A 25,453-nucleotide genomic window follows, 5' to 3' on the forward strand; every position below is an offset into this window, starting at 1 on the left:
CTCATACTCGGTTCACTGGTTACTCGATCATTCTGGAGGCTGAACCATGGGTGCGGTACCGACCTTCGGCGCGGTGGCCCTCGACTGCCCGGACCCGGTCGCGCTGGCGGAGTTCTACCGCGAGCTGCTCGACTGGAAGGCGGCCGAAGTCGCCGAAGACGGCCATTGGGTGACCCTGCGGAACCCGGAGGGCGGCGCGCGGTTCTCGTTCCAGCGCGTGCCCGACTACCGGCCGCCCGCGTGGCCGTCCGCCGAGAACCCGCAGCAGGCCCACATCGACCTCGACGTCACCGACATGGAGGCCGCGCACGAGCGCGCGCTGAAGATCGGCGCGAAGCTGCTCGACGACTCGCCGGAGACCTTCCGCGTGTACGCGGATCCGGTGGGGCACCCGTTTTGTCTGTGCGCCTGCTGACCTCGGACGAGAAAAATGCGTAATCTCTGATACGTGATTTGTCCGAAGTGCCAGAACGCCATGAAGACCGTCGACAAGAACGGCATCCACATCGACCAGTGCCAGGGATGCCGCGGCATCTTCCTGGACCGGGGTGAGCTGGAAGCCATCACGAGCGCCGAGAGCTCGTACTACGGCGGTGGACACGCCCCGCCCCCGCCGTACCAGGGAGGTGGACACGCGCCGGCTCCGCACTACGGACGGCCGGACTCCCCGCGGCCGCATCGCGGCGGCTACGCGGACTCGCCGAAGGGTTACCGGGGCGGTTACGCCGACTCGCCCAGGGGACACCGCGGCGGCTACGCGGACTCGCCGCACGGTTACGGCCACAAGCGTCGTAAGGGTGGCTTCCTCGAGGGCCTCTTCGACTGACCGTGGTCCTCGATCTCAAGATCTGCCCGGCCTGCGGTGATCGCGCCGAACGGCCACGAGTCGAGAGCGGGCTGCTGGTGTGCGCGGTGTGCGCGCACCAGTGGCCGTTCCGGCGCCTCCCGCTCTTCGCGCTGACCGGCCCGAGCGGCGCCGGCAAGTCGACGGTCGGGCCGCGGCTCGCGGAACGCCTCGGCGATCTCGCGCTCGTGGTCGAGCAGGACGTGTTGTGGACCGGGGCGCTGCGGGACGACGTCCCCGGTCATCCCGCGTTCCGCTCGACCTGGCTGCGGATGGCGGCGATGCTGCACCAGAACGGGCGGCCGGTCGTGCTCTGCGGCACCGTCGCACCGCCCGAGTTCGAGCGTTTGCCCGAGCGCGTCTTCTTCTCCGACATCCACTATCTGGCGCTCGTCAGCGAGCCCGAAGCGCTGCGCAAGCGTTTGCTCGCGCGGCCGGCCTGGCGCGAGTGGGACGAGGAGCGTGTCGAGGAGATGCTGGAGTTCAACGAGTGGCTGCAAGCGGAAGCGCCCTCGATGGATCCGCCGGTCGAGTTGTTCGACACCACCCACATCCCGGTGGACGACGCCGTCGGCCACGTCGAGAAGTGGGTGCGTGGCCTGCTTTCAGGGACGCAGCGGCCAAGTACGGCCGTCGGGTGAGTCCAGCCAGATCACCTGGTCTTCGCCGTCGAGGCTGAGCCCGAACCGGTCCCGCCCCGGCTCGCCGAGGCCGAGCCAGTCTTCGTACGCCGCCTCGACGATTTCCCACAGCCGCCGTGGGCCGCCTTCGGCCACCTCGAACTCGCTGCCCCGCTGCCGATGCCGCATCCATGAGCCGTCCGGGTGGACCAGCGTGGTGCTCTGGCCCGCCCGCGCGGCCGTCACGCCCGGAAGGTGGAGCCCGGCGAAGAACTCGAAGCGGCTGCGGACTTCGGTGATCACTCCCATCGGCAGCTTGGTCGGCCGCCAGGAGACGTCGCCTTCGAGCGCCTTCGACGGCTTGAAGCGGTGTGCGCGCAGGGGCATGAAGCGACCGTCGCGGGCGAGCACCCGCCCGTGTCCCGTCGCGCCTTCGCCCGCGACGATCCGGACGAGTCCGCCGCCGATCGGCCGGTTGAGCGTCGTGACGATCAGCCCGCCCGGCACCGTCTGCTCCAGCCACGCGGGCGGGATCGACGAAACCGAACAGGTGCACAGGACCCGGTCGTAGAGCACGCCGGCCGGGAAGCCCTCGGCGCCGTCGGCCGCCGCGCACGATGGCGCGTAGCCGATCTCCGCCAAACGTTTGCGCGCGGCGTCGACCAGCTCCGGATCGATGTCCACTGTGTACACGAGCCCGGAGCCGAGCCGATGGCACAGCAGGGCGGTGTTGTAGCCGGTACCCGTGCCGATCTCCAGGACACGGTGCCCGTCGGCGACCCGGAGCTCTTCGAGCATGATCGCCATGATCGACGGCTGGCTGGACGAACTCGTGGGCGTTCCCGGCTGGGCGCCGAGATAGCGCGCCCGTTCCCAGAGCCCGGAGTCGTCGTCGAGCTGGACGACCAGCACATCGGGGGAGTACACGCGCCGGAGCCACTCGTCGTCGCCGCTTTCGACCGCGGCCCAGCCGTTCGCCGCCGGGACGAAGAACCGCGGCAGGAAGACGTGTCTCGGCACGGAACGGAACGCGGTCATCCAGCGCGCGTCGTGCAGCACGCCCTCGGCGAGCAGATGCTCGACGAGGCGCCGCCGCAGCCGCGTCGCGTTCGACATCCCTCCACGGTAGCGGGGTGAGCACCAACACACCCGATGGTTGCAAGCAGAGTGCTTGCAATTGCTAGCACCCGGGCGTAGCGTTGAAGACGTCGCGAGGAGGTGACCGATGTCAGACAACGACCGGGATCAGCCCCCATCGGGTGGGCCGATGGAGAAGGTCGCGGACATCGCTTCCGACATCGGCGAGTACATCCGCCAGCAGCGCAGCAACGCGAAGATCTCCTTGCGGCAGCTGTCGAAACTCGCCGGCGTGTCCAATCCGTACCTGAGCCAGATCGAGCGCGGGGTCCGCAAGCCCAGCGCGGAGATCCTGCAGCAGATCGCCAAGGGCCTGCGCATCTCGGCCGAGGCGCTCTACGTGCAAGCGGGAATCCTCGATCTGCCCATGGGCGGCCCGGTCGGCGACGCGATCCGTGCCGACACCGAGCTGACCGAACGGCAGAAGCAGGTCCTGCTCGACGTCTACGAATCGTTCCGCCGAGAGAACGCCGCCGCGAAGCCAGAGCCGGTGGCGTCGACCACAGAACAAGCCGCCGAATCCAAGGAGTCAGCATGACCACCGCCACGAAGAACGACCGCAAGCACACCGCCCTCGACCAGGTCCGCACGCCGCTGCTGGCGGCGCTGGGTGCCGGCAACCTGGCCGGCCAGGCCGTCGTCGACGCCGTGGCCAAGGCCAAGGAGAAGGTCGTCGAGGGCAGCGAGAGCGCCCGCAAGAACATCGAGGAGCTCCCGCACGACGTCGAGGGTCTCCGCGAGAAGCTGGACCCGGCCGAGCTGCGCAAGGTCATCGACGAGTACACCGAAGCCGCGCTGAAGCTGTACAACAAGCTGGCCGAGTCCGGCGAGCAGGCGTGGGACAAGATCGCCGCGCAGCCGCAGGTCAAGAAGGCCATCGAGCAGCTCGAGGACGCGATCAGCACCGCGCAGGACCGCGTCGAGGGTGCGACCACCGACGCCCGCGAGCGCATCGACACGGTGCTCGGCAAGGTCACCAAGGGCACCCGCTCCGTCGGCGAGAAGACCGCCCGCAAGGTGACCGAGGTCGCCGGCGAGATCGCCGACGAGGTCGAGGAGATCGGCGACGACCTCGCGCACGAGACCCGCTCGGCTTCGCGCAAGGTCGCCAACAAGACCGCGCCGAAGACCACGGCCCCCGCGCGCCGCACCACCACCAGCCCGGCCGCCAAGAAGCCGGCCACCGCGCCGAAGACCACCGAGAAGTAAGGTCCGCGTGAACTCCGGGGCCCCCGGCACCGCCTTCGGTGCCGGGGGCCCGGGTCATTCGCCCGGTTTGACGTAAGCTGAGTTCGTGTTCGTTGCCACCTGGATCCTCATCGCCATCCATTGGGGCGGCGCGCTGACGGGGCTGTTCGCTTTCGTGCATGCGCTGTTGCAGCGCGCGGACGCGTATTCGGCCGCCGATCGGAAGACCAAGCCCATCTGGATGCTCATCACCGGTGGGTCCACCGTGGTGCTGACGTTCTTCCAGTTCTACGGCGGCGGCATGATCCTGTGGCTGCCCGCGCTGGTCGCGGTCCTGGTCTACCTCGTGGACGTCCGGCCCAAGCTCATCGAGGTGCAACGTGGCGGCCGTAACTGGTGATTAGGGTGGGCCTGTGACTACCTGGACCATCGCCGGAAGCCTCACCGTCGTCCCCGCCCTCTCCCGTACGGACCTGCTCGCCGAACCCGTCGCCAAGGCACTCGCCGCCCTGCCCGATCCGGACGCCGTCGGCGTCGTCGAGATCGACGCCGAGCTCGCCGACACCGCCGCCTTCTGCGAGGCGTACGGCTCCCCGCTTTCCGCGTCCGCGAACTGTGTCGTCGTCGCCGGCAAACGTGCCGGTGAGGTCCGCTTCGCCGCCGCGATGATCCTCGCCACCACCCGCGCCGACGTGAACGGCGTGATCAAACGCCGTCTCGACGTGCGCAAGGCGTCCTTCGCCCCGATGGACGAGGCCGTCTCGCTCACCGGAATGGAGTACGGCGGCATCACGCCGGTCGGGCTGCCCGCGGAATGGCCGATCCTGATCGACCAGCGCGTCGCCGACGAACCCGAACTGGTCATCGGCAGCGGTATCCGCGGCGGCAAGCTGCTGATCCCCGGCCCGGTCCTCGCGTCCCTGCCGGGGGCCGAGGTGATCGACGGGCTCGCGCGCCCCGTCGAGTGAGGCTGTCCACAAAGGACTTCTCGCTGGCCTCGGCCTTCGAGGCCGGGTCACTGGAGATCGATCCCGCGTTGCTGGCGGGGCTCGGCGAGAACCGCGCCCGTGTCCTCGCCGCGCTGACCGACCGCCCCGTCTACGGCGTGAACACCGGGATGGGGCGGCTCGCGGGGATCGCCGCGCCCGCGTCGAGCGCCTACCAGCGGAACCTGCTGCTCGGCCGGGCCGTCGGCGGTCCGCCGTGGCTCTCGGCCGGCGAAGTGCGGTGGCTGCTGCTGGTGCGCCTGCGGGATCTGCTCGCGCCGGAGGCGGGCGCGAGCCCTGAGCTGGTGACCTTCCTCGTCGACCGGCTGAACGAGGGATTCACCCCCGCCGTACCGCGGACCGGGCTGGGCAGCGCCGGCGAGATCATCCCGTTGGCGCACGCCTTCCAGACTTTCCTCGGCGTCGGGACCGTGCTGGTGGACGGCGTCGAGACGCCCGCGGCGGAGGTCCTGGCGGAGCCGTACGAGCCGGGGCTCAAGGAGGCCACGACCCTCATCCAGGGCTCGCCGCTGGCGGAGACGCTCGCCGCGTTCGCGCGGACCGAGGTCCAGCAGGTGGTGGACCTCCAGACGCTGGCCGCCGCGATCGCGATCGACGTTCTCGGTGCGCCGCAAGCGGTCTATCGCCCCGCGTCGGCGGGAGACGATCAGGTGCTGGAGTCGGTGCTGTACGAGATCGGTGGCCTGCTCGACGGTGCCACGGAGCGCCCGGGAGTCGTCCAGGCGCCGGTGTCCGTGCGGGTCGCGCCGCGGGCGATCGCCCATCTGACGCGGGTGAACGGTGAGCTGGGCGAGGTCCTGCGGCGTTCGGCGCCGACGGACTCGCCCGCCTTCCTCGACGGCGAATTCGTGTCCACGACGGGATTCCACGCCGTCGAACTCGGGCTGCGGATGGACGCGGTGACGGCGGCGCTGGTGCATCTCGGCGAGGTGAGCGTGCAGCGGACGCACCGGTTGCTCGACGAGCGGTTCAGCGGCCTGCCCGCGCAGCTCGCGGTGGAGCCGGGGCCGCGGGCGGGGCTGGTGCCGTTGCACAAACGCGCGGTGGGGGAACTGCATGCGCTGCGGCGGCTGGCCACGCCCGCGACCCTGGGCTCCGTCGACACTTCCGGCGGACAGGAGGACGTGCAGGCGTTCGCCTGGGCGGCGGGGAATCAGCTCCGTGACGCTTGTGCGCGGATGTTCGCCATCACCGCCTGCGAACTGATCACGGGTTCGCAGGCGCGGTGGCTGGCGGCCGGTGACGGCTCGCCCCGGCTTCGTGCCGCTTACGAGTGGCTGAGCGGACTGGTTCCACCGGTCACCGAGGATCGCCCGCTGGGACCCGAGGTGACCGCGTTGATCGCCGTGCTGCGGGATTCCTACTTCGACGACCTGACGACATTGGACTAGGTTCGGGCATCCGCGCGGGACTGGATCGCCAGCCCGCGAGGAGTCACCCAACGCGTGACGAGCGCGAAAACGCCTTCGCACACCAAAGCCAGCACGACGACCGCGATGCCACCCGCCAGGATCTCGCCGTGGCCGGGTTCGCCGAGGGCGAAACCGTCCACAATGTACCGTCCGAGCCCGCCGCCGTCGTTGACGATCGCGCCGATCGCGACCGTCGCCACCAGTTGCAGGAACGCGACGCGGGCACCCGCGAGAATGACCGGGGACGCGAGCGGCAACTCCAGGCGCAGCATGATCTGCCACTCGCGGTGACCGGTTCCGCGCGCGGCGTCGACGGTTTCCTGCTCCAGCTGGATGACGCCCGCGTAGGTGTTCGTGAACAACGGCGGCAGCGCCAAGGCCACCAGCGCGAGCATCAACGGCCAGAAGCTCGTATCCGCTTCGAGCCGGGCGGCCAGGAACCAGAACAGGATCACCAGCCCGAAGCTGGGGATCGCGCGGCCGATGTTCACCGCGCTCGTGGCGAGGAACTGCGCGCGGCGGTAGTGCGCCAGCCACAACGCGGGCGGGATCGTCAGCACGGCCGAGATCGCCAGCGCCAGCAAGGAGAATTGCAGATGCTCGACCGTCCGGTACGGCACGCCCGCCGGATCGGTCCAGCTCCAGCGGTTCGGTTCGCCGAACCACTCGATGGTCTGGTCGATGATGCTCATCGCGACGCCGCCTTCCGCGACCACGGCGCCAGTGCGCGCCCACCGAGCCACAGCAGCAGATCGACCACCACGGCCAGCGCCACGGAAAGCCCGACGCCGACGATGATCGACGTCGGATTCGGTGTCGCGGTCTGGATGCCGTTGCGGATGAAATACCCCAGGCCGCCCTTGCCGAGCATGGAAGTCACCGTCACGAGCCCGATCGTGGTCACCGCCGCGACCCGCAGTCCCGCGATCACCACCGGCAGCGCGAGCGGGAGTTCGACCTGCCACAGCAGCCGCGCACGCGTGAAACCCATGCCTATCGCGGCTTCGCGGACTTCCTTGGGCACTTGTTCGACACCCGTGACGATGTTGCGGATGAGGATCAGCAACGTGTACGTGGCCAAGGGGATCACCGCGGTGGTGAACGACGTCAGCCCGGTGAAGGGCACCAACACGGCGAAGGCGCCGAGGCTCGGGATGACGTACAACGAACCCGCCGTGCCCAGCGCGATGACGTAGAACCACCTGCGACGCAGCGAAACCACGGAAACACCGATCGACACCACCAGCCCGATGGCGAGGGCCGCCGCGGTCAGCGTGATGTGCTCGCCGAGCCGTTCGAAGATCTCGTCGAGGTTGCGGTCCACCCACCGCCACTCGAAGAGCGGCCGTCCGCCCTGGGCGGGAACGGGGAAAGCGGAGGATGCTCGCACCGGCCGACCTTACCCCGATCGGGCGGCCGGATTCCGTTCTCTGGGAGCGGACGGGGTGCAACTCTCAAAATGTGGATTCTTGTCGGGGCCCGGGGATACGGTTCTTTCCTCTGACGAGTCATAGGAGTGTGTGCACGTGCGCTGGACACGGAATGTTCGAGTGGGCGCGGTGCTCGCCGCCGCGATCCTCGGTATGACCGCCTGTGGGGGCGGAGACGACGCGGCGGCCCCGGCCGCGCCGAGCAAGGGCGGGGCGCCGATCGTGGTGGCGTCCTTCAACTTCACCGACAGCGTGATCCTCGCCGAGCTGTACGCGAACGCGTTGGAGGCCGAGGGTTTCCCGATCACCCGCAAGCTGAACCTCGCCACGCGTGAGCTGATCTACCCGGCGCTGAAATCCGGCGAACTCCAGTTCATCCCGGAATACCAGGGCGCCGCCATCACCACCGGATACGGAAAGGAAGCCGCGAAGGACGCGGCGGGCGAGCACGAGCAGCTCAAGAAGTTGTTCGAGCCCGACGGCATCACCTTGCTGGAGCAGTCGCCGGCGGAGAACAAGAACACCTACATCGTGAAGGCCGACCTAGCCAAGGAGAAGGGCCTCACGAAGATCAGCGACCTGTCCAAGGTCGACAACGTCATCGTCGCAGGAGGGCCGGAGTGCGCGGAGCGGCTTCCCTGCTTCAAGGGCTTCACGGACGTCTACAAGCTGAAGGCCACGTTCCAGACCGTGCAGGAGGCGGGCCCGCGCGTCGAGCAGCTGCGGTCCGGCAAGGTCACCGTCATCCCGGTCGACTCGGTGAGCCCGCTCGTCGGCGACCCGCAGTTCGTGGCGCTGGAGGACGACCTCGGCATCGTGCCGACCGAGAACGTCGTGCCCGCGGTGAACAAGAAGGTCCTCGACGAGCGCGGCGCCGACTTCGTGGCCGCGGTCAACGCCGTGAGCAAGGCCCTCGACACCGTGCAGCTGCGTGAGCTGAACAAGCGCGTCGACTCGGACGGTGAGAAGCCGGCCGACGTCGCGAAGGACTGGCTGAAGGAGAAGTCCCTCATCTAGGGCTGAAGTACGTGAAGGCCCCCTTCATTGCGCTAGACGCAGTGAAGGGGGCCTTCACGTACTCGCGCGAGGGGCCGCCCGTTCCCCCTGCGAGCACCGGTGGAATCGTGGGCGCTGTCGTTGCAACACGGGTGAAAGGGAGTGGGATGGGAAAGGTCACGGCCATCGCGGAGCGCACCATCGAGGCGCCGGCGGACAAGGTCAGGGCGCTCGTCGCGGACTACGCCGAAACCCGGCCGAAGCTGCTCACCGAGCACTACCGCGACTACGAGGTCACCGAAGGCGGGGTCGGCGCGGGCACGAAGGCGCGCTGGAAGCTGCAGGCCACGTCGAAGCGCGTGCGTGACGTCGCGGCGACGGTGACCGAGCCTTCCGAAGGCACCATCGTCGAGACCGACGCGAACTCCAGCATGGTCACCACCTGGACCGTCCGCGAGGTGCCGGAGGGCAGCCTCGTCCGCATCGAGACGACCTGGGACGGCGCGGGCGGCATCGGCGGCTTCTTCGAGAAGACCTTCGCGCCCGGCGGGCTCAAGCGGATCTACGAGGGAGTGCTCGGCAAACTCGCCGAGGTCGTGTAGTCCTCACCACAACCGGAATGGCCGCCCCGGTTCGCTCGTTGTACCCGGCGTGAATACGGGGCGACCGCCCCGCTTGAGCGACAGACTTGGAGTTACCTCGTGAACGCAACCGAGATCCGGCTCGCCTCCCGTCCGCACGGCGTCCCCACGCTCGAGAACTTCGAGATCGCCGACGTCGAGATCCCGGTGCCGGGAGAGGGGCAGATCCTGGTCCGCAACCAGGTGCTGAGCGTGGACCCGTACATGCGCGGCCGGATGAGCAGCGCGAAGTCCTACGCCGAACCGTACGAGGTCGGCAAGGTCATGCACGGCGGTGCCGTCGGTGAAGTGATCGAGTCCACCGTGGACGATTTCAAGCCCGGCGACATCGTGTTGCACGGCCTCGGCTGGCGCTCGCACGCCGTCGTCGCCGCGAAGCACGCGGTGAAGGTCGACCCCGAAGCCGCGCCGGTCACCGCGTACCTCGGTGTCCTCGGCATGACCGGGCTCACCGCGTACGCCGGGCTGCTCGACGTCGCGGAGTTCAAGGAGGGCGACACCGTCTTCGTGTCCGGCGCGGCGGGCGCCGTCGGGTCCGTCGTCGGCCAGCTCGCGAAGCTGAAGGGCGCGAAGCGGGTCATCGGCAGCGCGGGGACCGACGAAAAGGTCAAGTGGCTGACCGACGAACTGGGCTTCGACGCGGCGTTCAACTACAAGGACGCCCCGGTCGTCGAGCAGCTGCGCGCGGCGGCGCCCGAGGGTATCGACGTGTACTTCGACAACGTCGGCGGTGAGCACCTCGAAGCCGCGATCGACTCGATCAACCTGCACGGCCGGATGGCGATCTGCGGGATGATCTCGGTCTACAACAACACCGAACCGGCCGCGGCGCCGCGCAACCTCGCGTCGATCATCGCGAAGCGGTTCACCATGCGCGGCATGCTGGTCGGCGACCATTTCGCGCTCCAGCCACAGTTCGTCAAGGAGGTCGCGCCGCTGGTCGCCTCCGGTGAGCTCAAGTACTCGGAGACCATTGTGGCCGGTATCCGCAACGCGCCGCAGGCCTTCCTGGACCTGCTGGGCGGGGCGAACACCGGCAAGATGCTGGTCCGCGTCTGACCCTGAAGCGAAGGACGCTTTCCCCGCAGCTCATGCGAGGAAGGCGTCCTTCGGGTCAGTACTGCGTCGTGAGCGCGCCTTCCGTCAGCGCGGCGTCCAGCGCCTCCGCCGACATGTCCAGCTTCATCTGGTCGCGGAAGATCTGGCCGGCGGTCGGCAGGCTGGAGCGCTCCGGCCAGGTTTCCGGCTTCCACAGCGACGACCGCAGGAAAGCCTTGGCGCAGTGCATGTACAGCTCTTCGACCTCGACCATGATCGCCAGCGCGGGGCGCTTCCCCTTGACCACGAGGTCGTCGAAGAACGGCGCGTCCGCGACCAGTTTCGCGCGGCCGTTGATCCGCAGCGTCTCGTTCATCCCCGGGATCACGAACAGCAGCCCGGCGTGCGGGTTCTCGAGGATGTTGGTCTGGCTGTCGAGCAGCTTGTTGCCCGGCCGGTCCGCCAGCACCAGCGTCCGGTCGTCGAGCACCTTCACCGAACCGGCCGGGTCGCCCCGCGGGGAGACGTCACAGGTCCCGTCGGACGACGCCGTCGCCAGGAGGTAGAACGGCGAGTGTTCGATCAGCGTGCGCGCGTGCGGATCGAGGAAGGGGATGATCTTCCCCTTGGTGCGCTCGGCCGGGTGGCCGAGGTGCTCACGCAGCGCTTCGCGCGTCTCGATCACCTTGATCTCTGAGGTCCCCATAGCGACAGTGAACCACTAGGCGCTGCCCTGTGGGTCTGTCCGCGGTCTTCGCGCCCAGGTGCTCCCTGACGGCACGGGCGGGCTCGGCCGAGTACGACCCGGTACGAGGCCGACCCGCCCGCACCGTCAGGAACCACCTGGATCACGAAGCCCATCGAACAGACCCACAGGACAGCGCCTAGAACACGACAGTCCGGTTCCCGTGCACCAGCACGCGGCCTTCGAGGTGCCACCGCAACCCGCGCGCGAGCGTCACCTTCTCGATGTCGCGCCCCTTGCGGACCATGTCCTCGACGGAATCGCCGTGGTCGACCCGGATGACGTCCTGGTCGACGATCGGGCCCGCGTCGAGGTCCGCGGTGACGTAGTGGCAGGTCGCGCCGATGAGCTTCACCCCGCGCGCGTGGGCCTGGTGGTACGGCCGTGCGCCGACGAACGACGGCAGGAAGCTGTGGTGGATGTTGAGCGCCCGCCCGGCCCAGGCTTCGCACAGTTCCGGCGGCAGGACCTGCATGAACCGGGCGAGGACGACGGCGTGCGGGTCGTGCTCGTCGACGAGTTTCCGCACTTCGGCGAAGGCGGACGCCTTGGCCGCGGCGTCACCGGCGGGGAACGGGACGTGATGGAACGGGATGCCGTGGGCGCGGGTGATGTCGCCCAGCGAGGCGTGGTTGCCGATGACGGCGGCGACGTCGACGTCCAGTTCCCCGGAGGCGACGCGGCCGAGGAGGTCGTAGAGGCAGTGCCCGGCCTTGGAGACGAGGATCACGGCGCGACGCCGCTCACCGGTGTCGCTGACCTGCCAGCTGGACTCGGCCGAAAGCGACTTCGCGACGTCGGCGAAGCGGGTGCGCAGTTCGGCGGCGTCGAACGGGAGCGAGTCGGCGCGCACGACCTGGCGCGTGAAGAACCAGCCGGTGTCGGGGTCCGTATGGTACGCCGCTTCGACGATCCAACCGCCGTGTTCGGCGAGGAAACCCGAGATACGGGCGATGATGCCGGTGCGGTCAGGGCAGCCGAAGGAGATCACATAGCGACGTTCAGGGTTCGACACGGACCCCATTGTCGCTGGTCTCGGCCGCCGCGCGGCGCCGGGTCAGTATCCGGACGCGGACCCGCCGCCCGACCTCGATCGCCGCGACCAGCAGCAGGCCGAGCGCGAAGGACAGCAGAAGGCCCTTCTCCGGCTCGTCCGCGAAGGCCGCTCCGCCGACGAGGCCGATGAGGACGCTGTACACCGCCCAGATGCTCGCGCCGAGGGCGTCGAGCGGGACGAACTTGCGTGGCGGGTAGCCGAGGCTGCCGTTGGCGAGCCCGCTCGCGACCCGGCCGCCGGGCAGGTAGCGGGCGGCGAGGATCAGCAGGACGGCGTTGCGCCGCACCTGGATCTTCGCCCATTCGTAGCGCCGGACCCCGTCCGGGCCGCGCTGCAGGCGGGCGAGCGCACGCGGGCCCGCGGCCGCGCCGACGGTGTAGCTCAGGCAGTCGCCCAGCCAGGCCCCGAGCGCGGCGATCAGGGCGAGCAGCGCCAGCTGGGGGAAGTCCGTGCCGATCAGGACGGCGACGGTGATGACGGTGGTCTCGCTCGGCATGAACGGCAGGAGCGCGTCCAACCCGGACACGAGGAACACGATCACCCACAGCCAGGGCGATCCGAGCGTGCCCTCGAGCAGCCCGGTGACGTACTCCAGCAGTTCCACGGTTCCATGGTGATCACCGCAGGTCGCTTTGGGGTGACGGAGCGGGGTTCGACCGGTGAATTCCTAGTCCGGGGCCACCGACGACCACGGCACGGTGAGTTCACCCAGCCGCCACCGCGACGGGCGGTTCAGCACCGGCCAGCCCCGGGCGGTGAGCAGATGGACGGCGTGCGCCCAGCGGGCGCGGACGCCGAAGTTCTGGTGCGGTGCCGCCGTCGCCCAGCAGGTGTCCAAAATGGACAGTAGTTCGTGGACCCGTTCGCCGGGAACGTTGCGGTGAATGAGGATCTTGGGCAGTCGTTCGGCCACTGTGGACGGACGTTCCAGGCTGGCAAGATGGACGGACAGGGTCAGGCTGCGTGGCCCGCCGGAGCCGACCGCGACCCACGTGCTGAGCCGCCCGATCTCGTCGCAGGTGCCTTCGACGAGCAGTCCGCCCGGCGCCATCGCGTCCAGCATCAGCGACCAGGCGCCCGGGACCTCGGCCTCGTCGTACTGGCGCAGCACGTTGAACGCGCGCACCAGCACCGGCCGCGTCCCGGCGAGTTCGAAGCCGCCGCGCCGGAAGTCCAGCCACGGCCGGTCGACGGCGGTTTGCGCCACGGCGACCCGTTCGGCGTCCAGCTCCAGGCCAAGGACCCGGACGTCGCGCCGGACGGTGCGCAGCCGGCGCGCCATCTCGACGGTGGTCACGGGTGAGGCGCCGTAGCCGAGGTCCACCACGAGCGGTTCGTCCGCGCGATGCAGCAGCCCGGTCACGCCGGGGTCGCTCGCCAGCCAGCGGTCGACGCGGCGGAGCCGGTTGGGGTTGGTCGTGCCCCGTGTCGGTGCCCCGACCGGTTTCAGCGCTCGGCCAGCCACTTCGCGACGAATTCGGCCTCGCGTTCCAGCAGCTTGGTGACCTGTTCGGCGATCACGCCTTCCAGCTTCCCGCCGACGAACGGGATCCGCACCTTGACCTCGCCGCTGTTGACCAGCGTCGTCCGCTCGCCTTCGCCGGTCAGCGACGTCTTGGCGGTGATCTCGCCCGGCACGCCCGAGACCGACGCCGTCGCGGTGCCGGTGTAGCCGGATCCGGCGGCCTTCCAGGTCTGCTCCCGCTCGACGATCAGATCGCCCCGGTGCAGTGTCCGCACGGCCGACGGGAGCTTGTCCGAGCTGATGCCCTGGCGCAGCTTGTAGCGCACGCCGTCCCCGGCCGGTGCGTACTCCAGCAGCTCCGCGTCGTCGCCGCCGATCTGCTCCAGCCTCGCCCGCAGCGCCGCCTCGCCGGCGACCGCGTCGAACGTGGTCGCGAGGTCTGCGGAGAACGTCGATCGGTGCTCGATACGGGAGGCCATGGCGCCAGACAGTACCGTTCACGGGCGTGAGCACTGCCGAAACTCCCACCCTCGCCGACCACACCACGTTGCGCCTCGGCGGTCCGGCACGGCGTTATGCCGAGGCGAAGACCGTGGAGGCCCTGGTCGACGCGGTCCGCGAGGCCGACGACGCCGGTGAGCCGATCCTGCTGCTCGGCGGCGGCTCGAACCTCGTCGTCTCCGACGACGGTTTCGCGGGCACGGTGCTGAAGGTCGGCACGACCGGCTGGACACGTGACGGGGATCTCGTCGAGGTCGCGGCGGGGGAGAACTGGGACGGTTTCGTCGAGGATCTGGTCGCGAAAGGCCTCGGCGGGCTCGAATGCCTGTCCGGGATCCCCGGTTCGGTCGGTGCGACACCGATCCAGAACGTCGGCGCGTACGGCTGCGAGGTGGCCGAGTCCCTGGTCTCGGTCGACCTCTACGACCGCGCCACCCGCGAGATCCGCACGCTGAGCGCCGAAGAGCTCGGCTTCGGCTACCGCACGTCGATCCTGAAGGGGACCGACGCGGGCGTCGTGCTCACCGTGCGTTTCAAGGTCACCGAAGACGGCCTCTCCGCCCCGATCCGCTACGCCGAACTCGCCCGCACGCTAGGTGTCGAGATCGGTGACCGGGTCCCGGCGGCCGAAGCACGCGGAGCCGTCCTCGGGCTGCGTCGCGGCAAGGGCATGGTCCTTGACGCCGACGACCACGACACGTGGAGCGCGGGCTCGTTCTTCACCAACCCGATCATCGGCGAAGCGCGGCTGGCGAAGGTGCTGGCGGGGATCGTTGAGGTCGTCGGCGAGGACGTGCGCGTGCCGCAGTACCCGGCGCCCGGCGGCACGAAGCTGTCCGCCGCGTGGCTGATCGAGCGGGCCGGGTTCGCCAAGGGTCACGAAGGGCCCGGGGGCAGGGTCTCGCTGTCGACGAAGCACACGCTCGCGCTCACGAACCGGGGTAAAGCCTCGACGGAGGACCTTCTCGCTTTGGCACGCGAAGTGCGCGACGGCGTCGAAGCTCGCTTCGGCGTTTCGCTGCACCCTGAACCCCTTTTGATCAACTGCGCCCTCTAGCCTCCGCCCGCGTTCAGAGGACGAAATGCGGGAGGTGAACAACCCCACGCCCTCCCCGTGCGTCTATCCCCGTGAGGGGCGCGGGTGACTTCCGTCGCCGCGGGTAACGTCGGAGAGGTTCCCAGCGCTGAGCGGGTAGGGGCTCGCGGGGAGACGGGGATCTTCATGGGAGGTACACGTGATCGAACGGCGCACGGTGTTCAAGGCCGCGCTCGCCGCGGGGGCGGCCGCGCTGGCCGCTGCCTGCTCCAGCGGAGAAGGCGGTAACGCCAAGCCGGAAGGCAGCGGCGGGGAACAGAACGCCGCCCCGGTCGCCAAGATCACCGCCGAACCCGCCGCCGACGCCAAGGACGCCTCCGTGGTGACGCCGGTCGTGGTGAAGGTCGCCGACGGCAAGCTCACCGAGGTCAAGGTCACCGGGGAGGGCGGCAAGGACGTCAAGGGCGAGCTTTCCCCCGACGGGCTCACCTGGACCAGCACCGAGGTCCTCGGCTACGGCAAGACGTACACGTACGCCGCGAAGGCCACCGGCAGCGACAACAAGCCAGCCGAGTTCAAGGGCTCGTTCAGCACGGTCAAACCCGCCAAGGAGGTTCGCGCCACGCTGAACCCGACCGACGACGCCGAGGTCGGCGTCGCGATGCCGATCAGCGTGAAGTTCGCGTCCCCGGTCAAGGACAAGGCGGCCGCCGAAAAGGCGCTCACGGTGAAGACCGACAAGGACGTCGAGGGTTCCTGGGGCTGGCTGTCGGACACGCAGGTCGACTGGCGGCCCAAGGAGTACTGGCCCGCGAACATCAAGGTCAACGTCGAGGCGAAGCTCTACGGCGTCGCGCTCGGCGGCGGCGCGTACGGCAAGGCCGACGTGACCACCGAGTTCAAGATCGGCCGCAACCAGGTGGTCAAGATCAACACCCCGGACCACGTGATGAAGGTCTACCGGGGCGGCGCGGAATCGGCGAGTTACCCGTGCTCGAACGGCCTCGACTCCGACGTCCAGCGCAACACCCCGAACGGCACGTTCATCGTGATGACGAAGGAGCCGACGGCGCGGTTCGACAACGCGCGCTACGGCTACACCAACGTCAACAAGAAGTGGGCCTGCCGGATCTCGAACAACGGCGAGTACATCCACGAGAACCAGGACAACGCGGCGAACATCGGCAAGGCCAACACCTCGCACGGCTGCGTGAACCTGCTCGACTCGGACGCGAAGAAGTACTTCGACTCGGCCATGATCGGCGACCCGGTCGAGATCACCGGTTCGAAACTGGGCAGCCCGACCAAATCGGACGTCAAGGACTGGTTCTACGACTGGAAGTCCTGGAAGGCCCTGTCCGCGATCAAGTAGCCGGTCGGCCTCGTGAGTGGCTAGGACGGTTAGAACCGTCCTAGCCACTCACGAGGCCCATGCATATCGGAACCTCATAGGCTGGCGGCCATGAAGACCGAGGTAGTCGGCTACGGCGGGACCCGCATCGGCTTGTGGGTCGAGGGCGCCGAGAACACCCGTCCGATCGTGTTCGTGCACGGCTGGGCCCAGTCCGCCAGGGCCTGGGCGCCGCAGCTGGCGGACCCCGCGCTCAGCGAGCGATTCCGCCTGGTGGCGATGGATCTGCGCGGTCACGGCGACTCCGAGGTGCCCTCCGCCGGTTACGACGATCCGCGCGTCTGGGCCGAAGACCTCGCGTCGGTCCTCGACTTCGCCGGTGAGGACGCGATCGTCGTCGGCTGGTCCTACGGCGGTCTGGTGATCACCGACTACCTCCGCGTGCACGGCTCGTCGAGGCTCGGTGGCGTCGTTTTTGTGGGCGCCATCACAGAAATCGGCAAGAATCGGCCCGGTGGCAAGGTGGGGCCCGCCATGCGCGAGGCCATCCCGGCGGTGCTTTCGGACGATCCGGCGGTCGCGATTCCGGCGTTGGTGCAGTTCAGCGAGCGGATGACGGCCGCCCCGGTGTCCGGCACGCTCGCCCAATCGTTGCTCGGCGCCTGCCTCTCGACCCCGCCCGCGGTGCGCTCCGCGCTGTTCCGGCGCGACATCGGGAGCGAGGACGTACTTCGCGATCTGGACAAACCGGCACTTATCATCCATGGTCTCGCGGACGCTGTGATCGATCCGACGTCGGCGGAATACGCGGCGGGGAAGATTCGGGGGGCTGTCGTGCGTTGGCTACCTGAGGTGGGGCATCTGCCGTTCGCCGAAGCGGCGGACGAGTTCGGTGATCTACTGCGCCGGTTCGCCGATCAGTAGGACTTCGGGAGTGTTGACCAGGTGACGATCCCTCTGCACGGGTTCGACGCCGCGCCCAGGCGCGTCGCGGTGCTGTCGTTGCACACCTCTCCGCTGGAGCAGCCGGGCACCGGCGACGCCGGCGGCATGAACGTCTACGTGAGCCAGACGGCCACCGAGATGGCCCGCCGGGGCGTCGAGGTCGAGGTGTTCACGCGGGCGACGTCCTCGGATCAGCCTCCGATCGCCGAACTGGCGCCCGGCGTGCTGGTCCGGCACATCCCGGCCGGGCCGTTCGAGCCGCTGGGACGCGACGAGCTGCCCGCGCAGCTGTGCGCGTTCACCGCCGGGATGCTGCGGGCCGAGGCGTTCCACGAGCCGGGCTACTACGACCTCATCCATTCGCACTACTGGCTTTCCGGCCAGGCGGGCTGGCTCGCCCGCGACCGCTGGGGCGTGCCGCTGGTGCACACCGCGCACACCCTGGCCAAGGTCAAGAACGCCGCGCTCGCCGACGGCGACACCCCGGAGCCGCGCACCCGCGTGATCGGCGAGGAACAGGTCGTCGAGGAGGCGGACTGCCTGGTCGCGAACACCCGCGTCGAGGCCCGCGAGCTGATCGAGCTGTACGACGCCGACCCGCATTCCGTGCACGCCATCCCGCCCGGCGTCGACCTCGACCGGTTCACCCCCGGATCCCGGCCCGCCGCGCGCCGGGCGCTCGGCCTGCCGCCGGACGCGATCGTGCTGGCCTTCGCGGGCCGCATCCAGCCGCTGAAGGCGCCGGACGTCCTCCTGCTCGCCGCGGCCGAAATGCTGCGCGAGCGGCCGGAGCTGGCGTCGCGGCTGGTGGTGCTGATCGTCGGCGGCCCGTCCGGGACCGGGCTGGAGCAGCCGCAGGCCCTGCGCGAGCTGGCCGTCTCCCTCGGGATCGGGGCGCAGACCCGGTTCATGCCGCCGCAGCCCGGCCAGTCGCTGGTCGACGTCTACCGGGCGGCCGACATCGTCGCCGTGCCGAGCTACAACGAGTCGTTCGGGCTGGTCGCGCTCGAAGCGCAGGCCTGCGGGACGCCGGTGATCGCGGCCGAGGTGGGCGGGCTGCCGGTCGCGGTGCCGCACGGGGTTTCCGGGCTGCTCGTGCCGTCGCACGACCCGAAGGACTGGGCCGGCGCGCTCGCGAACGTCGCGCTGCGGCCAGGCTGGCGTGCCGAGCTTTCGGCCAACGCCGTCGTCCACGCGCGGCGCTTCTCCTGGCGCCGTACGACGGACCGGCTGCTGGACACGTACGCTCAGGCGACCGGCGCGTTCCGGCGTGCCCTCGAACAGCGCGCGGAGGTGGCGGTTTGACGCTCGACGAGACCTTGCGGTCCTCTTTGGACAATGCGGGCCTGAAATACGACAGGCGTGGCGAAGGAAAGTACTTCGTCACTTTGCCCGGTACGAAGAAGCTGCAGACCAATTGCTGGCTGGTCGCCGGGGATCACGCCTTCGCCGTCGAGGCCTTCGTCTGCCGCCGTCCCGATGAGTCCCATGAGGACGTTTACCGGTTCCTGTTGCGCCGCAACGCGAAGCTGTACGGCGTGCACTACACCGTGGACGCGATGGGCGACATCTACCTGGTCGGCCGGTTCGGCCTGGACACCGTCACCGAGTCCGAGCTGGACAAGATCCTCGGGCAGGTGCTGGAAGCCGCCGACGGCGATTTCAACACGTTGCTGGAGCTCGGTTTCGCGGAATCGATCAAACGCGAATGGGATTGGCGCGTTTCCCGTGGCGAGTCGCTCGCGAACCTTCAGGCGTTCAAACATCTCGTCGAGCCTTCGAACGGGCACGAACCCGGAGCCTTGACCGACTCGTGACCCGAACGGTGCAACGGGCCTGAGCCCGGCTCCGTCTCTTTCCGCGACACTGGAGGGAGACGGTCTTGATGCGCAAGCGAATGAGATGGGTCGCCGCCGCCGGCATCGTGCTGGCACTGGCGGGCTGTTCGGCGAACGATTCCGGCGGCAGCAGTGAATCCGCCGGGATGCCGATGTCGGCCGACACCAAGCAGGCCGCGCCGAACCAAGGGCCGGCGAACAAGGAGGGCACCGACAGCAAGGCGGGTTCGGGCAAGGCCCCGGCGCCGGCGGGACAGCCGGGCATCGCCGACCGCAAGCTGGTGCGCACGGCGAGCCTGGAGCTCACCGCGCCGAACGTCGCCGACGTGATCTCGCAGGTGCGCGTCATCACCCAGGGCGCCGCGGGCTACACGGGGCAGGAGAGCACCCAGGAGAAGCGGGCGTCGGTCAACGTCATCGTGCCCGCCGAGCGTCTCGACGGCGTGCTGGACCAGCTGGGGAAGCTCGGGAAGCAGATCAAACGCGAGGTCACCGCGACGGACGTGACCGAGCAGATGGTCGACGTCGATTCGCGGCTGGCCACCCAGCGGGCGAGCGTCGAGCGTATCCGCGCGCTGCTCGCGAGGGCGACGTCGGTCTCGGAGATCGCCTCGGTCGAGAGTGAGCTGACGAGCCGGGAGGCCGAGCTCGAGTCGCTGCAGAAGCGGCGCGAAAGCCTGGCCGGAAGTGTCGCCATGTCGACCATCTCCCTGCAGGTGAAGGCGGAGACCGTCGCGGCGGCGGAGGAATCCCGCGGCGGGTTCCTCGGCGGGCTGGGCGACGGCTGGGACGCGTTCCTGACCTTCGGCGGCGGCCTGCTGACCGTGCTCGGCGCGATGGTGCCGTTCCTGCTGGTCTTCGGTGTCCCCGCGGCCGCGCTGGTGTGGTGGCTGCGCAAGCGGCGCCGTCCGGCGGAGCCCGCGATGGCGACCGCTTCGGATCTGCCGTCCGCGCCCCCACTGGACTGAGGGGCACCAAGGCGCCGGCCCCGGAATCACCCTGGCGATCATGTCGCGAAAGCCACTTTCGGGACATCAGACGTCCCGAAAGTGGCTTTCGCGACACGCCTCGGAGATCCCAGGCGCGGACTGGAGCCGGAAGCCGGTAGGGGCCCCCGAAGATGAACAGGCGGGACGGCTCGAGGGAGGGGGGAGTCGCGATCTCGAGCCGCCCCGCTGAAGTTCCCGCCAAGGTGGACCCGGTGACGAGGGGGATGCCAACGGGGCCGGCGGGCGCCGCGACTCGGCAGGGGGGAGACGAGTCGCGGTCGTCACCCGCGTCGAACCGGGGAGTGCGTGGAATCCGGCCGCGCGGGACGTAGTCAACCTGTCAGATCTCCACCTGTAATCACAAGACTACCGGTTACTCCGTTCGAGTGAACTTGGAAAACGGGGATAACGGAGTGCAGCCTGATTTCCGGGGAACTGGACTTGTTGGCAGCCCGTCTTCTGGACGGGTGAAGGTGTTACTCGTGGGTAACGCACTCTCCGTAGAAACAAGGCGAAGCGCCGCCCTCTGACCGGCGCTTCCGCTCGCTCTGGCAGGCTGAACCCCATGGCTGAGCTTGGGACTCTGGTGCTGCTGCGTCACGGGCAGAGCACGTGGAACGCCGAAAACCTGTTCACCGGCTGGGTGGACGTGCCGCTGTCCGAGCAGGGCGAGCAGGAGGCCCGCAAGGGCGGGCAGCTCCTCGCGGAGTCCGGTCTGCTGCCGGACGTCGTCCACACGTCGCTGATGCGCCGGGCGATCTCGACCGCCAACCTGGCGCTCGACGCCGCCGACCGGCACTGGATCCCGGTGAAGCGCGACTGGCGCCTCAACGAGCGGCACTACGGCGCGCTGCAGGGCAAGAACAAGAAGCAGACCCTCGACGAGTTCGGCGAGGAGCAGTTCATGCTCTGGCGCCGCTCCTACGACACCCCGCCGCCCCCGATCGACCCGGCCGACGAGTTCAGCCAGGTCGGCGACGCGCGCTACGCCGACCTCGGTGACGCCGCCCCGCTGACCGAATGCCTCAAGGACGTCGTCGCGCGGCTGCTGCCGTACTGGGAGTCCGAGATCGTGCCGGATCTGCGCGCGGGCAAGACCGTGCTGGTCGCCGCGCACGGCAACTCGCTGCGGGCGCTGGTGAAGCACCTCGACGGCATCTCCGACGACGCGATCGCCGGGCTCAACATCCCGACCGGCATCCCGCTGCGCTACGACCTCACCGAGGACCTCAAGCCGGTCACCGCCGGCGGGACCTACCTGGACCCGGAGGCCGCCAAGGAAGCCGCGGCCGCCGTCGCGAACCAGGGCCGCTAAACCCACGCATTTCGTCCTCTGGACGCGGTAGTTCGCTCTCGAACCACCGCGTTCAGAGGACGAATTGCGTTCAGGGGAGGGCCTGGACCGATTCGACCCCCGCGGCCTTCCAGCCCTCGGGCAGCCGCTGGAGACGCAGGACGATCGGCAGGTACCTCTTCGTCGTCTGCCCGGCCGCGTCCTTGACGTCCGTCGTCGCGAAGAGCAGCACGCTCGCCTTGTCGTCCACGACCTCCATGACCGCGGTCGCCGGGTTCGGCGCCAGCGACGTCTTCGTGCCGCTGGACCGGATCTGGTTCAGCCGCGCCGCCTTGTCCTGCTGGAACTGGGTCAACAGCTGCCCGGTCGACACGGACTCGTAGCGGGCGTACGTGCCTTCGGGGTCGGCCGAGTCCACGTTCAGCAGGGCCTCCGCGGCGCGGAGGGCGCCGTCGCGGGCGGAATCCCGCGTCCTCGCGAACACCCGGTCGCCGGCGCCCGGTTTCTCCGCCGCGGGCGGCGGTACGGACGGGTTCACCTCGACCTTGCCGATCCGCCAGCGGTCGCCTTCGCGCGTGGCCGCGAGCAGCACCGACGCGATGCCCTTGTTCGTGGCGCCCGCCCTGGAGCTGCTCTGGTCGAGCACCGTCAGCACCCGCGCCTTGTCCGGCGTCTCCTCGACCGCCGCCGAGACGATCACCTTGGTCACGAGCTTGATCGGCTCGGCCGACTTCCGGACCTCGGCGAACAGCTTCGCCAGCTCGTCGCGCGCGCTCGGCGTCAGGTTGTCGGCGAGGGCCTTCTCGTACGCGGGCACGGCGGCGCTGTCGTAGGAGAACACCGCTTCGCTGGCCGTCTTCACCGCCGTGAGCACGGATGCCGTCTTCGCCGGATCGACGAGCGCGAGGTTCGCGGGCGGGGTTTCCGGTTCGGGCCGGGCGGTGCCGGAGACCGCGGTGGTGCAGCCCGCGAGCGCGAGCAGCACGACGAGTCCTGTCCAGCGTTTCACAGCAGCCCGAGTTCCCGCGCCCGCGCGTCGACCTGGAGCCGCGACGTCACGCCGAGCGCGACCAGCAGTTCCGAGACGCGGCGTTGATAAGTGCGAACGCCCATCCCGAGGCTCTTCGCGGCCTTCTCGTCCTTGCAGCCGGTGGTCAGGAACTCGAGGATCTGCGGTGCCTCCATCCGGATGTCGGCGAACCGCGCGTCGAACGTCTCCAGGGTGGTGGACGCCAGCCAGGCGGTTTCGAACAGCGAAAGGATTCCCTGCACCAGCTCGGGGCGCGAGATGACGCTGTACGAGCGCACCGCCTTGCCCTCGTCGCCCGCCATGATCGCGACCCGCTCGTCGAGCAGGATCGTCTCGTTGATCTCCTCGGTGCCGATGCGGATCTGCGCGCCGAGGCCGGACAGGTGGTGCAGATGCTCCGCGGTCTGCTCGTTCAGCAGGACGCCGGGGCGGTACAGCTTGCGGATCCGCTTGTCGCGGACCAGCCGTTCGCCCTGTCGCGTGAGCGACGGCCGGGAAAGCGCCCAGGTGTAGAGGTCGTCGGCCGCGCACGCGATGTCGGTCGCCGCGACGAACAGATGAGCCGTCCGGTCGAACAGCTCTTCTTCTCCGCGAATCAGGGAGATGTCACTGACGAGTTCCACGGCGACAGTCTTCCAACATTCCCCGGCACCCGTGACGGGAACGTCGCTATTCACCGAGGAGCGGGTTCGAAAGGTCACGACGAAAGTCGGGATCCGGGCACGGGACGGTACCGATGTCCCCGTTTCGGGTGACCCGCCTCACCCAGGAGGTCTCGGCCACGTGAACGAGGCCTGACCTGCAGGCGAACAGGGTGTCCCCAGGTGTCATAGGCATCACGAGTACGCGGCCGGGACTAGGCCAAAAGGCTACCCGCACGCTTACGATTCCCCTGTGACCACGCCTGTTGCACTCGCCCTGGCCGTCGGCGGACTGATCGTCGGTGTGGTTTTCGGCTTCCTGATCGCGAGGGGCCGCACCCGCCGCGAGGAGCGGCGGCCGACCGGTCCCACCGTGGCCGAACTGCTCGAACGCCTCGTGCGGTCCAGCAACAACGGCGTCGTCGTCCTCAACAAGTTCGGCGACATGGTCCTGCACAACCCGCGTGCCTACGAACTCGGGCTGGTGAAGGTCAACCAGGCCGATCCGCGGGCCCGCAAGGCCGCCGAGCAGGTGGTCGAGACCGACGAACCGATGGAGATCGACCTTTCCCCGCTGGAGGCGAGGGGACGCCAGCCCGAGGCCGTCCTCGGCGAGGTCCGCCCGCTCGGCGACGGGTTCACCGTGGTCGAGGCCGTCGACCACTCCGAGGCGATCCGGCTCGAAGCCGTCCGGCGGGACTTCGTCGCGAACGTCAGCCACGAACTGAAGACGCCGGTGGGCGCGATCGCGCTGCTCACCGAGGCCGTCCTCGACGCCGCGGAGGACACCGAGGAGGTCCGCCGCTTCGGCGGCAAGATCCTCCGCGAATCGACGCGGCTCGGCCAGCTCGTCACCGAACTGATCGCGCTGTCGCGGCTCCAGGGCGCCGAGCGGCTGCCCGACCTGAACGTCGTCGAGGTCGACGCCGTCGTCCGCGAGGCGCTCGGCAGGACGACGCTTTCGGCGGAATCCGCCGAGATCACCATCACCACCGACGCGGCCAGCGGGCTCCTCATCGAGGGCGACCGGACGCTGATGGTCACCGCGCTGTCGAACCTGCTGGAGAACGCCGTCGCGTACTCGCAGCCGGGCAGCCCGGTGTCGATCAGCAGGCGGCTGGTCGACGGGAAGGTCGAGATCGCGGTGACCGACCGCGGGATCGGTATCGCCGAGGACGAGCAGCAGCGTGTCTTCGAGCGGTTCTACCGCGCGGACAAGGCACGGTCGCGGGCAACCGGCGGTACCGGGCTGGGGCTGGCGATCGTCAAGCACGTGGCCGCCAACCACGGCGGTTCGGTCGGCCTGTGGAGCCGCCCCGGCACCGGGTCGACCTTCACCCTGCGGATCCCCGCGCACATCCCCGCCGAACCGGCCGCGCCCGCGAAACAGGCTCCGCCGGCGTCCCGGCCGGAGAAGACCCCCGAGCGGACACCCCGTCTCGTGGCAACAGGGCAAGAAAGCCCCGACCATGGAGGAAACCTGTGACGAGGGTTCTCATCGTCGAGGACGAAGAGTCGTTCGCCGACCCGCTCGCGTTCTTGCTCCGCAAAGAGGGCTTCACCGCCGCCGTCGCCGTGACGGGGCAGCAGGCACTCGAGGAGTTCGACCGCAACGGCGCCGACATCGTCCTGCTCGATCTCATGCTCCCCGGGATGAGCGGCACCGACGTCTGCAAGCAGCTCCGGCAGCGTTCCGCGGTACCGGTGATCATGGTGACCGCGCGCGACAGCGAGATCGACAAGGTCGTCGGCCTGGAACTCGGCGCCGACGACTACGTCACCAAGCCGTACTCGGCCCGCGAGCTCATCGCGCGGGTGCGGGCGGTGCTGCGCCGCGGTGGTGAGCCGGGCTCCGAAGGCGATCTGGCGCCGCTGGTGCTGGCCGCCGGGCCGGTGCGGATGGACGTCGAGCGGCACGTGGTGACCGTCGACGGCCAGGAGGTCTCCTTGCCGCTCAAGGAGTTCGACCTGCTCGAGTACCTGCTGCGCAACGTGGGCCGCGTGCTCACCCGCGGGCAGCTGATCGACCGGGTGTGGGGCGCGGACTACGTCGGCGACACCAAGACCCTCGACGTCCACGTGAAGCGCCTGCGGTCGAAGATCGAACCGGACCCGGGCTCGCCCCGGCACCTGGTCACGGTGCGTGGCCTTGGCTACAAGTTCGAGACGTGAGATAGCGCGTGAAGGCCCCCTTCCCTCGGCTCAGCCGAGGGAAGGGGGCCTTCACGCGGAGCCGTGCGATACAGAT

The 25,453-nt window shown here is 69.3% G+C and carries 29 protein-coding genes and 1 pseudogene; 20 read left to right on the plus strand and 10 right to left on the minus strand.

Annotated features, from left to right (window positions below):
* The first annotated feature begins 46 nt into the window (after positions 1-46).
* The 3 genes from H4W30_RS41350 to H4W30_RS41360 are packed head-to-tail and all read left to right on the plus strand — an operon-like array spanning position 47 to position 1,485.
* The gene (locus H4W30_RS41350) at positions 47-415 is read left to right on the plus strand and encodes a VOC family protein (RefSeq protein WP_192747681.1); all 369 of its coding nucleotides are present in this window, start codon (positions 47-49) and stop codon (positions 413-415) included.
* A 33-nt stretch (positions 416-448) separates the two neighbouring features.
* The gene (locus H4W30_RS41355; RefSeq protein ID WP_192747682.1) at positions 449-826 is read left to right on the plus strand and encodes a zf-TFIIB domain-containing protein; all 378 of its coding nucleotides are present in this window, start codon (positions 449-451) and stop codon (positions 824-826) included.
* 2 nt (positions 827-828) lie between these two features.
* Positions 829-1,485, plus strand: a complete 657-nt coding sequence (locus H4W30_RS41360) for an AAA family ATPase (RefSeq protein ID WP_192747683.1) — start codon at positions 829-831, stop codon at positions 1,483-1,485.
* Here the strand turns inward: H4W30_RS41360 and H4W30_RS41365 are convergent.
* Positions 1,450-2,580: a methyltransferase domain-containing protein gene (locus H4W30_RS41365; RefSeq protein ID WP_192747684.1), complete on the minus strand. Its 1,131-nt coding sequence runs from the start codon at positions 2,578-2,580 to the stop codon at positions 1,450-1,452. The genes H4W30_RS41360 and H4W30_RS41365 overlap by 36 nt on opposite strands.
* 151 nt (positions 2,581-2,731) lie before the next feature.
* Here H4W30_RS41365 and H4W30_RS41370 point away from each other — a divergent pair, with 151 nt between their 5' ends.
* The 5 genes and pseudogenes from H4W30_RS41370 to H4W30_RS41390 form a co-directional block, all read left to right on the plus strand.
* Positions 2,732-3,139, plus strand: coding sequence for a helix-turn-helix domain-containing protein (locus H4W30_RS41370; protein WP_192748013.1), 408 nt, complete (start codon positions 2,732-2,734; stop codon positions 3,137-3,139).
* Positions 3,136-3,810 (plus strand): hypothetical protein, encoded by a 675-nt coding sequence (locus H4W30_RS41375; RefSeq protein WP_126733190.1) that lies wholly within the window; start codon positions 3,136-3,138, stop codon positions 3,808-3,810. The genes H4W30_RS41370 and H4W30_RS41375 overlap by 4 nt, the downstream gene beginning before the upstream one ends.
* An 85-nt stretch (positions 3,811-3,895) precedes the next feature.
* Positions 3,896-4,189 (plus strand): DUF2516 family protein, encoded by a 294-nt coding sequence (locus H4W30_RS41380; protein WP_034310520.1) that lies wholly within the window; start codon positions 3,896-3,898, stop codon positions 4,187-4,189.
* Between the two features lie 13 nt (positions 4,190-4,202).
* Entirely contained in the window at positions 4,203-4,757 is a 555-nt protein-coding gene (locus H4W30_RS41385) for a YbaK/EbsC family protein (protein ID WP_126733191.1), read from the plus strand.
* Positions 4,754-6,181: pseudogene (locus H4W30_RS41390) on the plus strand (aromatic amino acid lyase); the annotation flags it as partial. The gene H4W30_RS41385 and the pseudogene H4W30_RS41390, both read left to right, overlap by 4 nt.
* A gap of 2 nt (positions 6,182-6,183) precedes the next feature.
* On the opposite strand, the gene H4W30_RS41395 reads toward H4W30_RS41390, so the two are convergent.
* Positions 6,184-6,900, minus strand: coding sequence for an ABC transporter permease (locus H4W30_RS41395; protein WP_126733193.1), 717 nt, complete (start codon positions 6,898-6,900; stop codon positions 6,184-6,186).
* Positions 6,897-7,532, minus strand: a complete 636-nt coding sequence (locus H4W30_RS41400) for an ABC transporter permease (protein WP_378234589.1) — start codon at positions 7,530-7,532, stop codon at positions 6,897-6,899. Before H4W30_RS41400 ends, H4W30_RS41395 begins: the two co-directional genes overlap by 4 nt.
* 226 nt (positions 7,533-7,758) lie before the next feature.
* On the opposite strand from H4W30_RS41400, the gene H4W30_RS41405 reads away from it, so the two are divergent.
* The 3 genes from H4W30_RS41405 to H4W30_RS41415 all read left to right on the plus strand — a co-directional run bounded on the left by H4W30_RS41405 (position 7,759) and on the right by H4W30_RS41415 (position 10,334).
* Positions 7,759-8,655: an ABC transporter substrate-binding protein gene (locus H4W30_RS41405; protein WP_192747687.1), complete on the plus strand. Its 897-nt coding sequence runs from the start codon at positions 7,759-7,761 to the stop codon at positions 8,653-8,655.
* A gap of 146 nt (positions 8,656-8,801) precedes the next feature.
* Positions 8,802-9,236, plus strand: coding sequence for an SRPBCC family protein (locus H4W30_RS41410; RefSeq protein WP_192747688.1), 435 nt, complete (start codon positions 8,802-8,804; stop codon positions 9,234-9,236).
* A 99-nt stretch (positions 9,237-9,335) separates the two neighbouring features.
* On the plus strand, positions 9,336-10,334 hold the full coding sequence (locus H4W30_RS41415; protein ID WP_192747689.1) for an NADP-dependent oxidoreductase: 999 nt from the start codon (positions 9,336-9,338) through the stop codon (positions 10,332-10,334).
* Positions 10,335-10,389: 55 nt separating this feature from the next.
* Here H4W30_RS41415 and H4W30_RS41420 read toward each other — a convergent pair whose 3' ends face one another.
* The 5 genes from H4W30_RS41420 to H4W30_RS41440 all read right to left on the minus strand — a co-directional run bounded on the left by H4W30_RS41420 (position 10,390) and on the right by H4W30_RS41440 (position 14,059).
* A complete protein-coding gene (locus tag H4W30_RS41420; protein WP_192747690.1) occupies positions 10,390-11,019 on the minus strand; it encodes a pyridoxamine 5'-phosphate oxidase family protein in 630 nt (209 codons plus the stop codon).
* 178 nt (positions 11,020-11,197) lie between these two features.
* A complete protein-coding gene (purU, locus tag H4W30_RS41425; RefSeq protein WP_192747691.1) occupies positions 11,198-12,082 on the minus strand; it encodes a formyltetrahydrofolate deformylase in 885 nt (294 codons plus the stop codon).
* The gene (locus H4W30_RS41430; protein ID WP_192747692.1) at positions 12,060-12,719 is read right to left on the minus strand and encodes a DedA family protein; all 660 of its coding nucleotides are present in this window, start codon (positions 12,717-12,719) and stop codon (positions 12,060-12,062) included. Before H4W30_RS41430 ends, purU begins: the two co-directional genes overlap by 23 nt.
* A gap of 63 nt (positions 12,720-12,782) precedes the next feature.
* Positions 12,783-13,580: a class I SAM-dependent methyltransferase gene (locus H4W30_RS41435; RefSeq protein WP_126733201.1), complete on the minus strand. Its 798-nt coding sequence runs from the start codon at positions 13,578-13,580 to the stop codon at positions 12,783-12,785.
* The gene (locus H4W30_RS41440) at positions 13,562-14,059 is read right to left on the minus strand and encodes a DUF2505 domain-containing protein (RefSeq protein WP_192747693.1); all 498 of its coding nucleotides are present in this window, start codon (positions 14,057-14,059) and stop codon (positions 13,562-13,564) included. The genes H4W30_RS41435 and H4W30_RS41440 overlap by 19 nt, the downstream gene beginning before the upstream one ends.
* A 26-nt stretch (positions 14,060-14,085) precedes the next feature.
* Between H4W30_RS41440 and H4W30_RS41445 the strand changes: the two genes are divergently transcribed.
* The 7 genes from H4W30_RS41445 (at position 14,086) to H4W30_RS41475 (ending at position 21,555) form a co-directional block, all read left to right on the plus strand.
* Complete coding sequence (locus tag H4W30_RS41445) at positions 14,086-15,138, plus strand: UDP-N-acetylmuramate dehydrogenase (protein WP_192747694.1); 1,053 nt, start codon at positions 14,086-14,088, stop codon at positions 15,136-15,138.
* 178 nt (positions 15,139-15,316) lie between these two features.
* The gene (locus H4W30_RS41450) at positions 15,317-16,489 is read left to right on the plus strand and encodes a L,D-transpeptidase (protein ID WP_192747695.1); all 1,173 of its coding nucleotides are present in this window, start codon (positions 15,317-15,319) and stop codon (positions 16,487-16,489) included.
* A gap of 90 nt (positions 16,490-16,579) precedes the next feature.
* Positions 16,580-17,392: an alpha/beta fold hydrolase gene (locus tag H4W30_RS41455; protein ID WP_192747696.1), complete on the plus strand. Its 813-nt coding sequence runs from the start codon at positions 16,580-16,582 to the stop codon at positions 17,390-17,392.
* 21 nt (positions 17,393-17,413) lie between these two features.
* Complete coding sequence (gene mshA / locus H4W30_RS41460) at positions 17,414-18,718, plus strand: D-inositol-3-phosphate glycosyltransferase (protein WP_192747697.1); 1,305 nt, start codon at positions 17,414-17,416, stop codon at positions 18,716-18,718.
* Positions 18,715-19,230, plus strand: a complete 516-nt coding sequence (locus H4W30_RS41465; RefSeq protein WP_192747698.1) for a type III secretion system chaperone family protein — start codon at positions 18,715-18,717, stop codon at positions 19,228-19,230. Before mshA ends, H4W30_RS41465 begins: the two co-directional genes overlap by 4 nt.
* A gap of 68 nt (positions 19,231-19,298) precedes the next feature.
* On the plus strand, positions 19,299-20,219 hold the full coding sequence (locus H4W30_RS41470; RefSeq protein WP_192747699.1) for a DUF4349 domain-containing protein: 921 nt from the start codon (positions 19,299-19,301) through the stop codon (positions 20,217-20,219).
* Positions 20,220-20,805: 586 nt separating this feature from the next.
* Positions 20,806-21,555: a phosphoglyceromutase gene (locus H4W30_RS41475; protein WP_125678918.1), complete on the plus strand. Its 750-nt coding sequence runs from the start codon at positions 20,806-20,808 to the stop codon at positions 21,553-21,555.
* Positions 21,556-21,625: 70 nt separating this feature from the next.
* Here the strand turns inward: H4W30_RS41475 and H4W30_RS41480 are convergent, their stop codons facing one another.
* Together H4W30_RS41480 and H4W30_RS41485 are read right to left on the minus strand one after the other, a co-directional pair.
* Complete coding sequence (locus H4W30_RS41480; protein ID WP_192747700.1) at positions 21,626-22,543, minus strand: hypothetical protein; 918 nt, start codon at positions 22,541-22,543, stop codon at positions 21,626-21,628.
* Positions 22,540-23,187 carry a hypothetical protein gene (locus H4W30_RS41485; RefSeq protein WP_034310555.1) on the minus strand — a complete coding sequence of 216 codons (648 nt, stop codon included), beginning with the start codon at positions 23,185-23,187 and terminating at the stop codon, positions 22,540-22,542. Before H4W30_RS41485 ends, H4W30_RS41480 begins: the two co-directional genes overlap by 4 nt.
* A gap of 271 nt (positions 23,188-23,458) precedes the next feature.
* Between H4W30_RS41485 and H4W30_RS41490 the strand changes: the two genes are divergently transcribed.
* A complete protein-coding gene (locus tag H4W30_RS41490) occupies positions 23,459-24,691 on the plus strand; it encodes a sensor histidine kinase (protein ID WP_185927116.1) in 1,233 nt (410 codons plus the stop codon).
* On the plus strand, positions 24,688-25,377 hold the full coding sequence (locus tag H4W30_RS41495) for a response regulator transcription factor (RefSeq protein ID WP_034310560.1): 690 nt from the start codon (positions 24,688-24,690) through the stop codon (positions 25,375-25,377). The genes H4W30_RS41490 and H4W30_RS41495 overlap by 4 nt, the downstream gene beginning before the upstream one ends.
* The last annotated feature ends 76 nt before the right edge of the window (positions 25,378-25,453 follow it).

The sequence above is a fragment of the Amycolatopsis roodepoortensis genome (genome assembly GCF_014873915.1).
GTDB lineage: Bacteria > Actinomycetota > Actinomycetes > Mycobacteriales > Pseudonocardiaceae > Amycolatopsis > Amycolatopsis roodepoortensis.

Bases quoted from the DNA above. Each gene is read 5' to 3' on its own strand.
- purU (WP_192747691.1), bottom strand. From the start codon at position 12,082: ATGGGGTCCGTGTCGAACCCTGAACGTCGCTATGTGATCTCCTTCGGC.
- H4W30_RS41370 (WP_192748013.1), top strand. From the start codon at position 2,732: ATGGAGAAGGTCGCGGACATCGCTTCCGACATCGGCGAGTACATCCGC.
- H4W30_RS41410 (WP_192747688.1), top strand. From the start codon at position 8,802: ATGGGAAAGGTCACGGCCATCGCGGAGCGCACCATCGAGGCGCCGGCG.
- H4W30_RS41420 (WP_192747690.1), bottom strand. From the start codon at position 11,019: ATGGGGACCTCAGAGATCAAGGTGATCGAGACGCGCGAAGCGCTGCGT.
- H4W30_RS41455 (WP_192747696.1), top strand. From the start codon at position 16,580: ATGAAGACCGAGGTAGTCGGCTACGGCGGGACCCGCATCGGCTTGTGG.
- H4W30_RS41350 (WP_192747681.1), top strand. From the start codon at position 47: ATGGGTGCGGTACCGACCTTCGGCGCGGTGGCCCTCGACTGCCCGGAC.
- H4W30_RS41375 (WP_126733190.1), top strand. From the start codon at position 3,136: ATGACCACCGCCACGAAGAACGACCGCAAGCACACCGCCCTCGACCAG.
- H4W30_RS41440 (WP_192747693.1), bottom strand. From the start codon at position 14,059: ATGGCCTCCCGTATCGAGCACCGATCGACGTTCTCCGCAGACCTCGCG.
- H4W30_RS41475 (WP_125678918.1), top strand. From the start codon at position 20,806: ATGGCTGAGCTTGGGACTCTGGTGCTGCTGCGTCACGGGCAGAGCACG.
- H4W30_RS41365 (WP_192747684.1), bottom strand. From the start codon at position 2,580: ATGTCGAACGCGACGCGGCTGCGGCGGCGCCTCGTCGAGCATCTGCTC.
- H4W30_RS41470 (WP_192747699.1), top strand. From the start codon at position 19,299: ATGCGCAAGCGAATGAGATGGGTCGCCGCCGCCGGCATCGTGCTGGCA.
- H4W30_RS41395 (WP_126733193.1), bottom strand. From the start codon at position 6,900: ATGAGCATCATCGACCAGACCATCGAGTGGTTCGGCGAACCGAACCGC.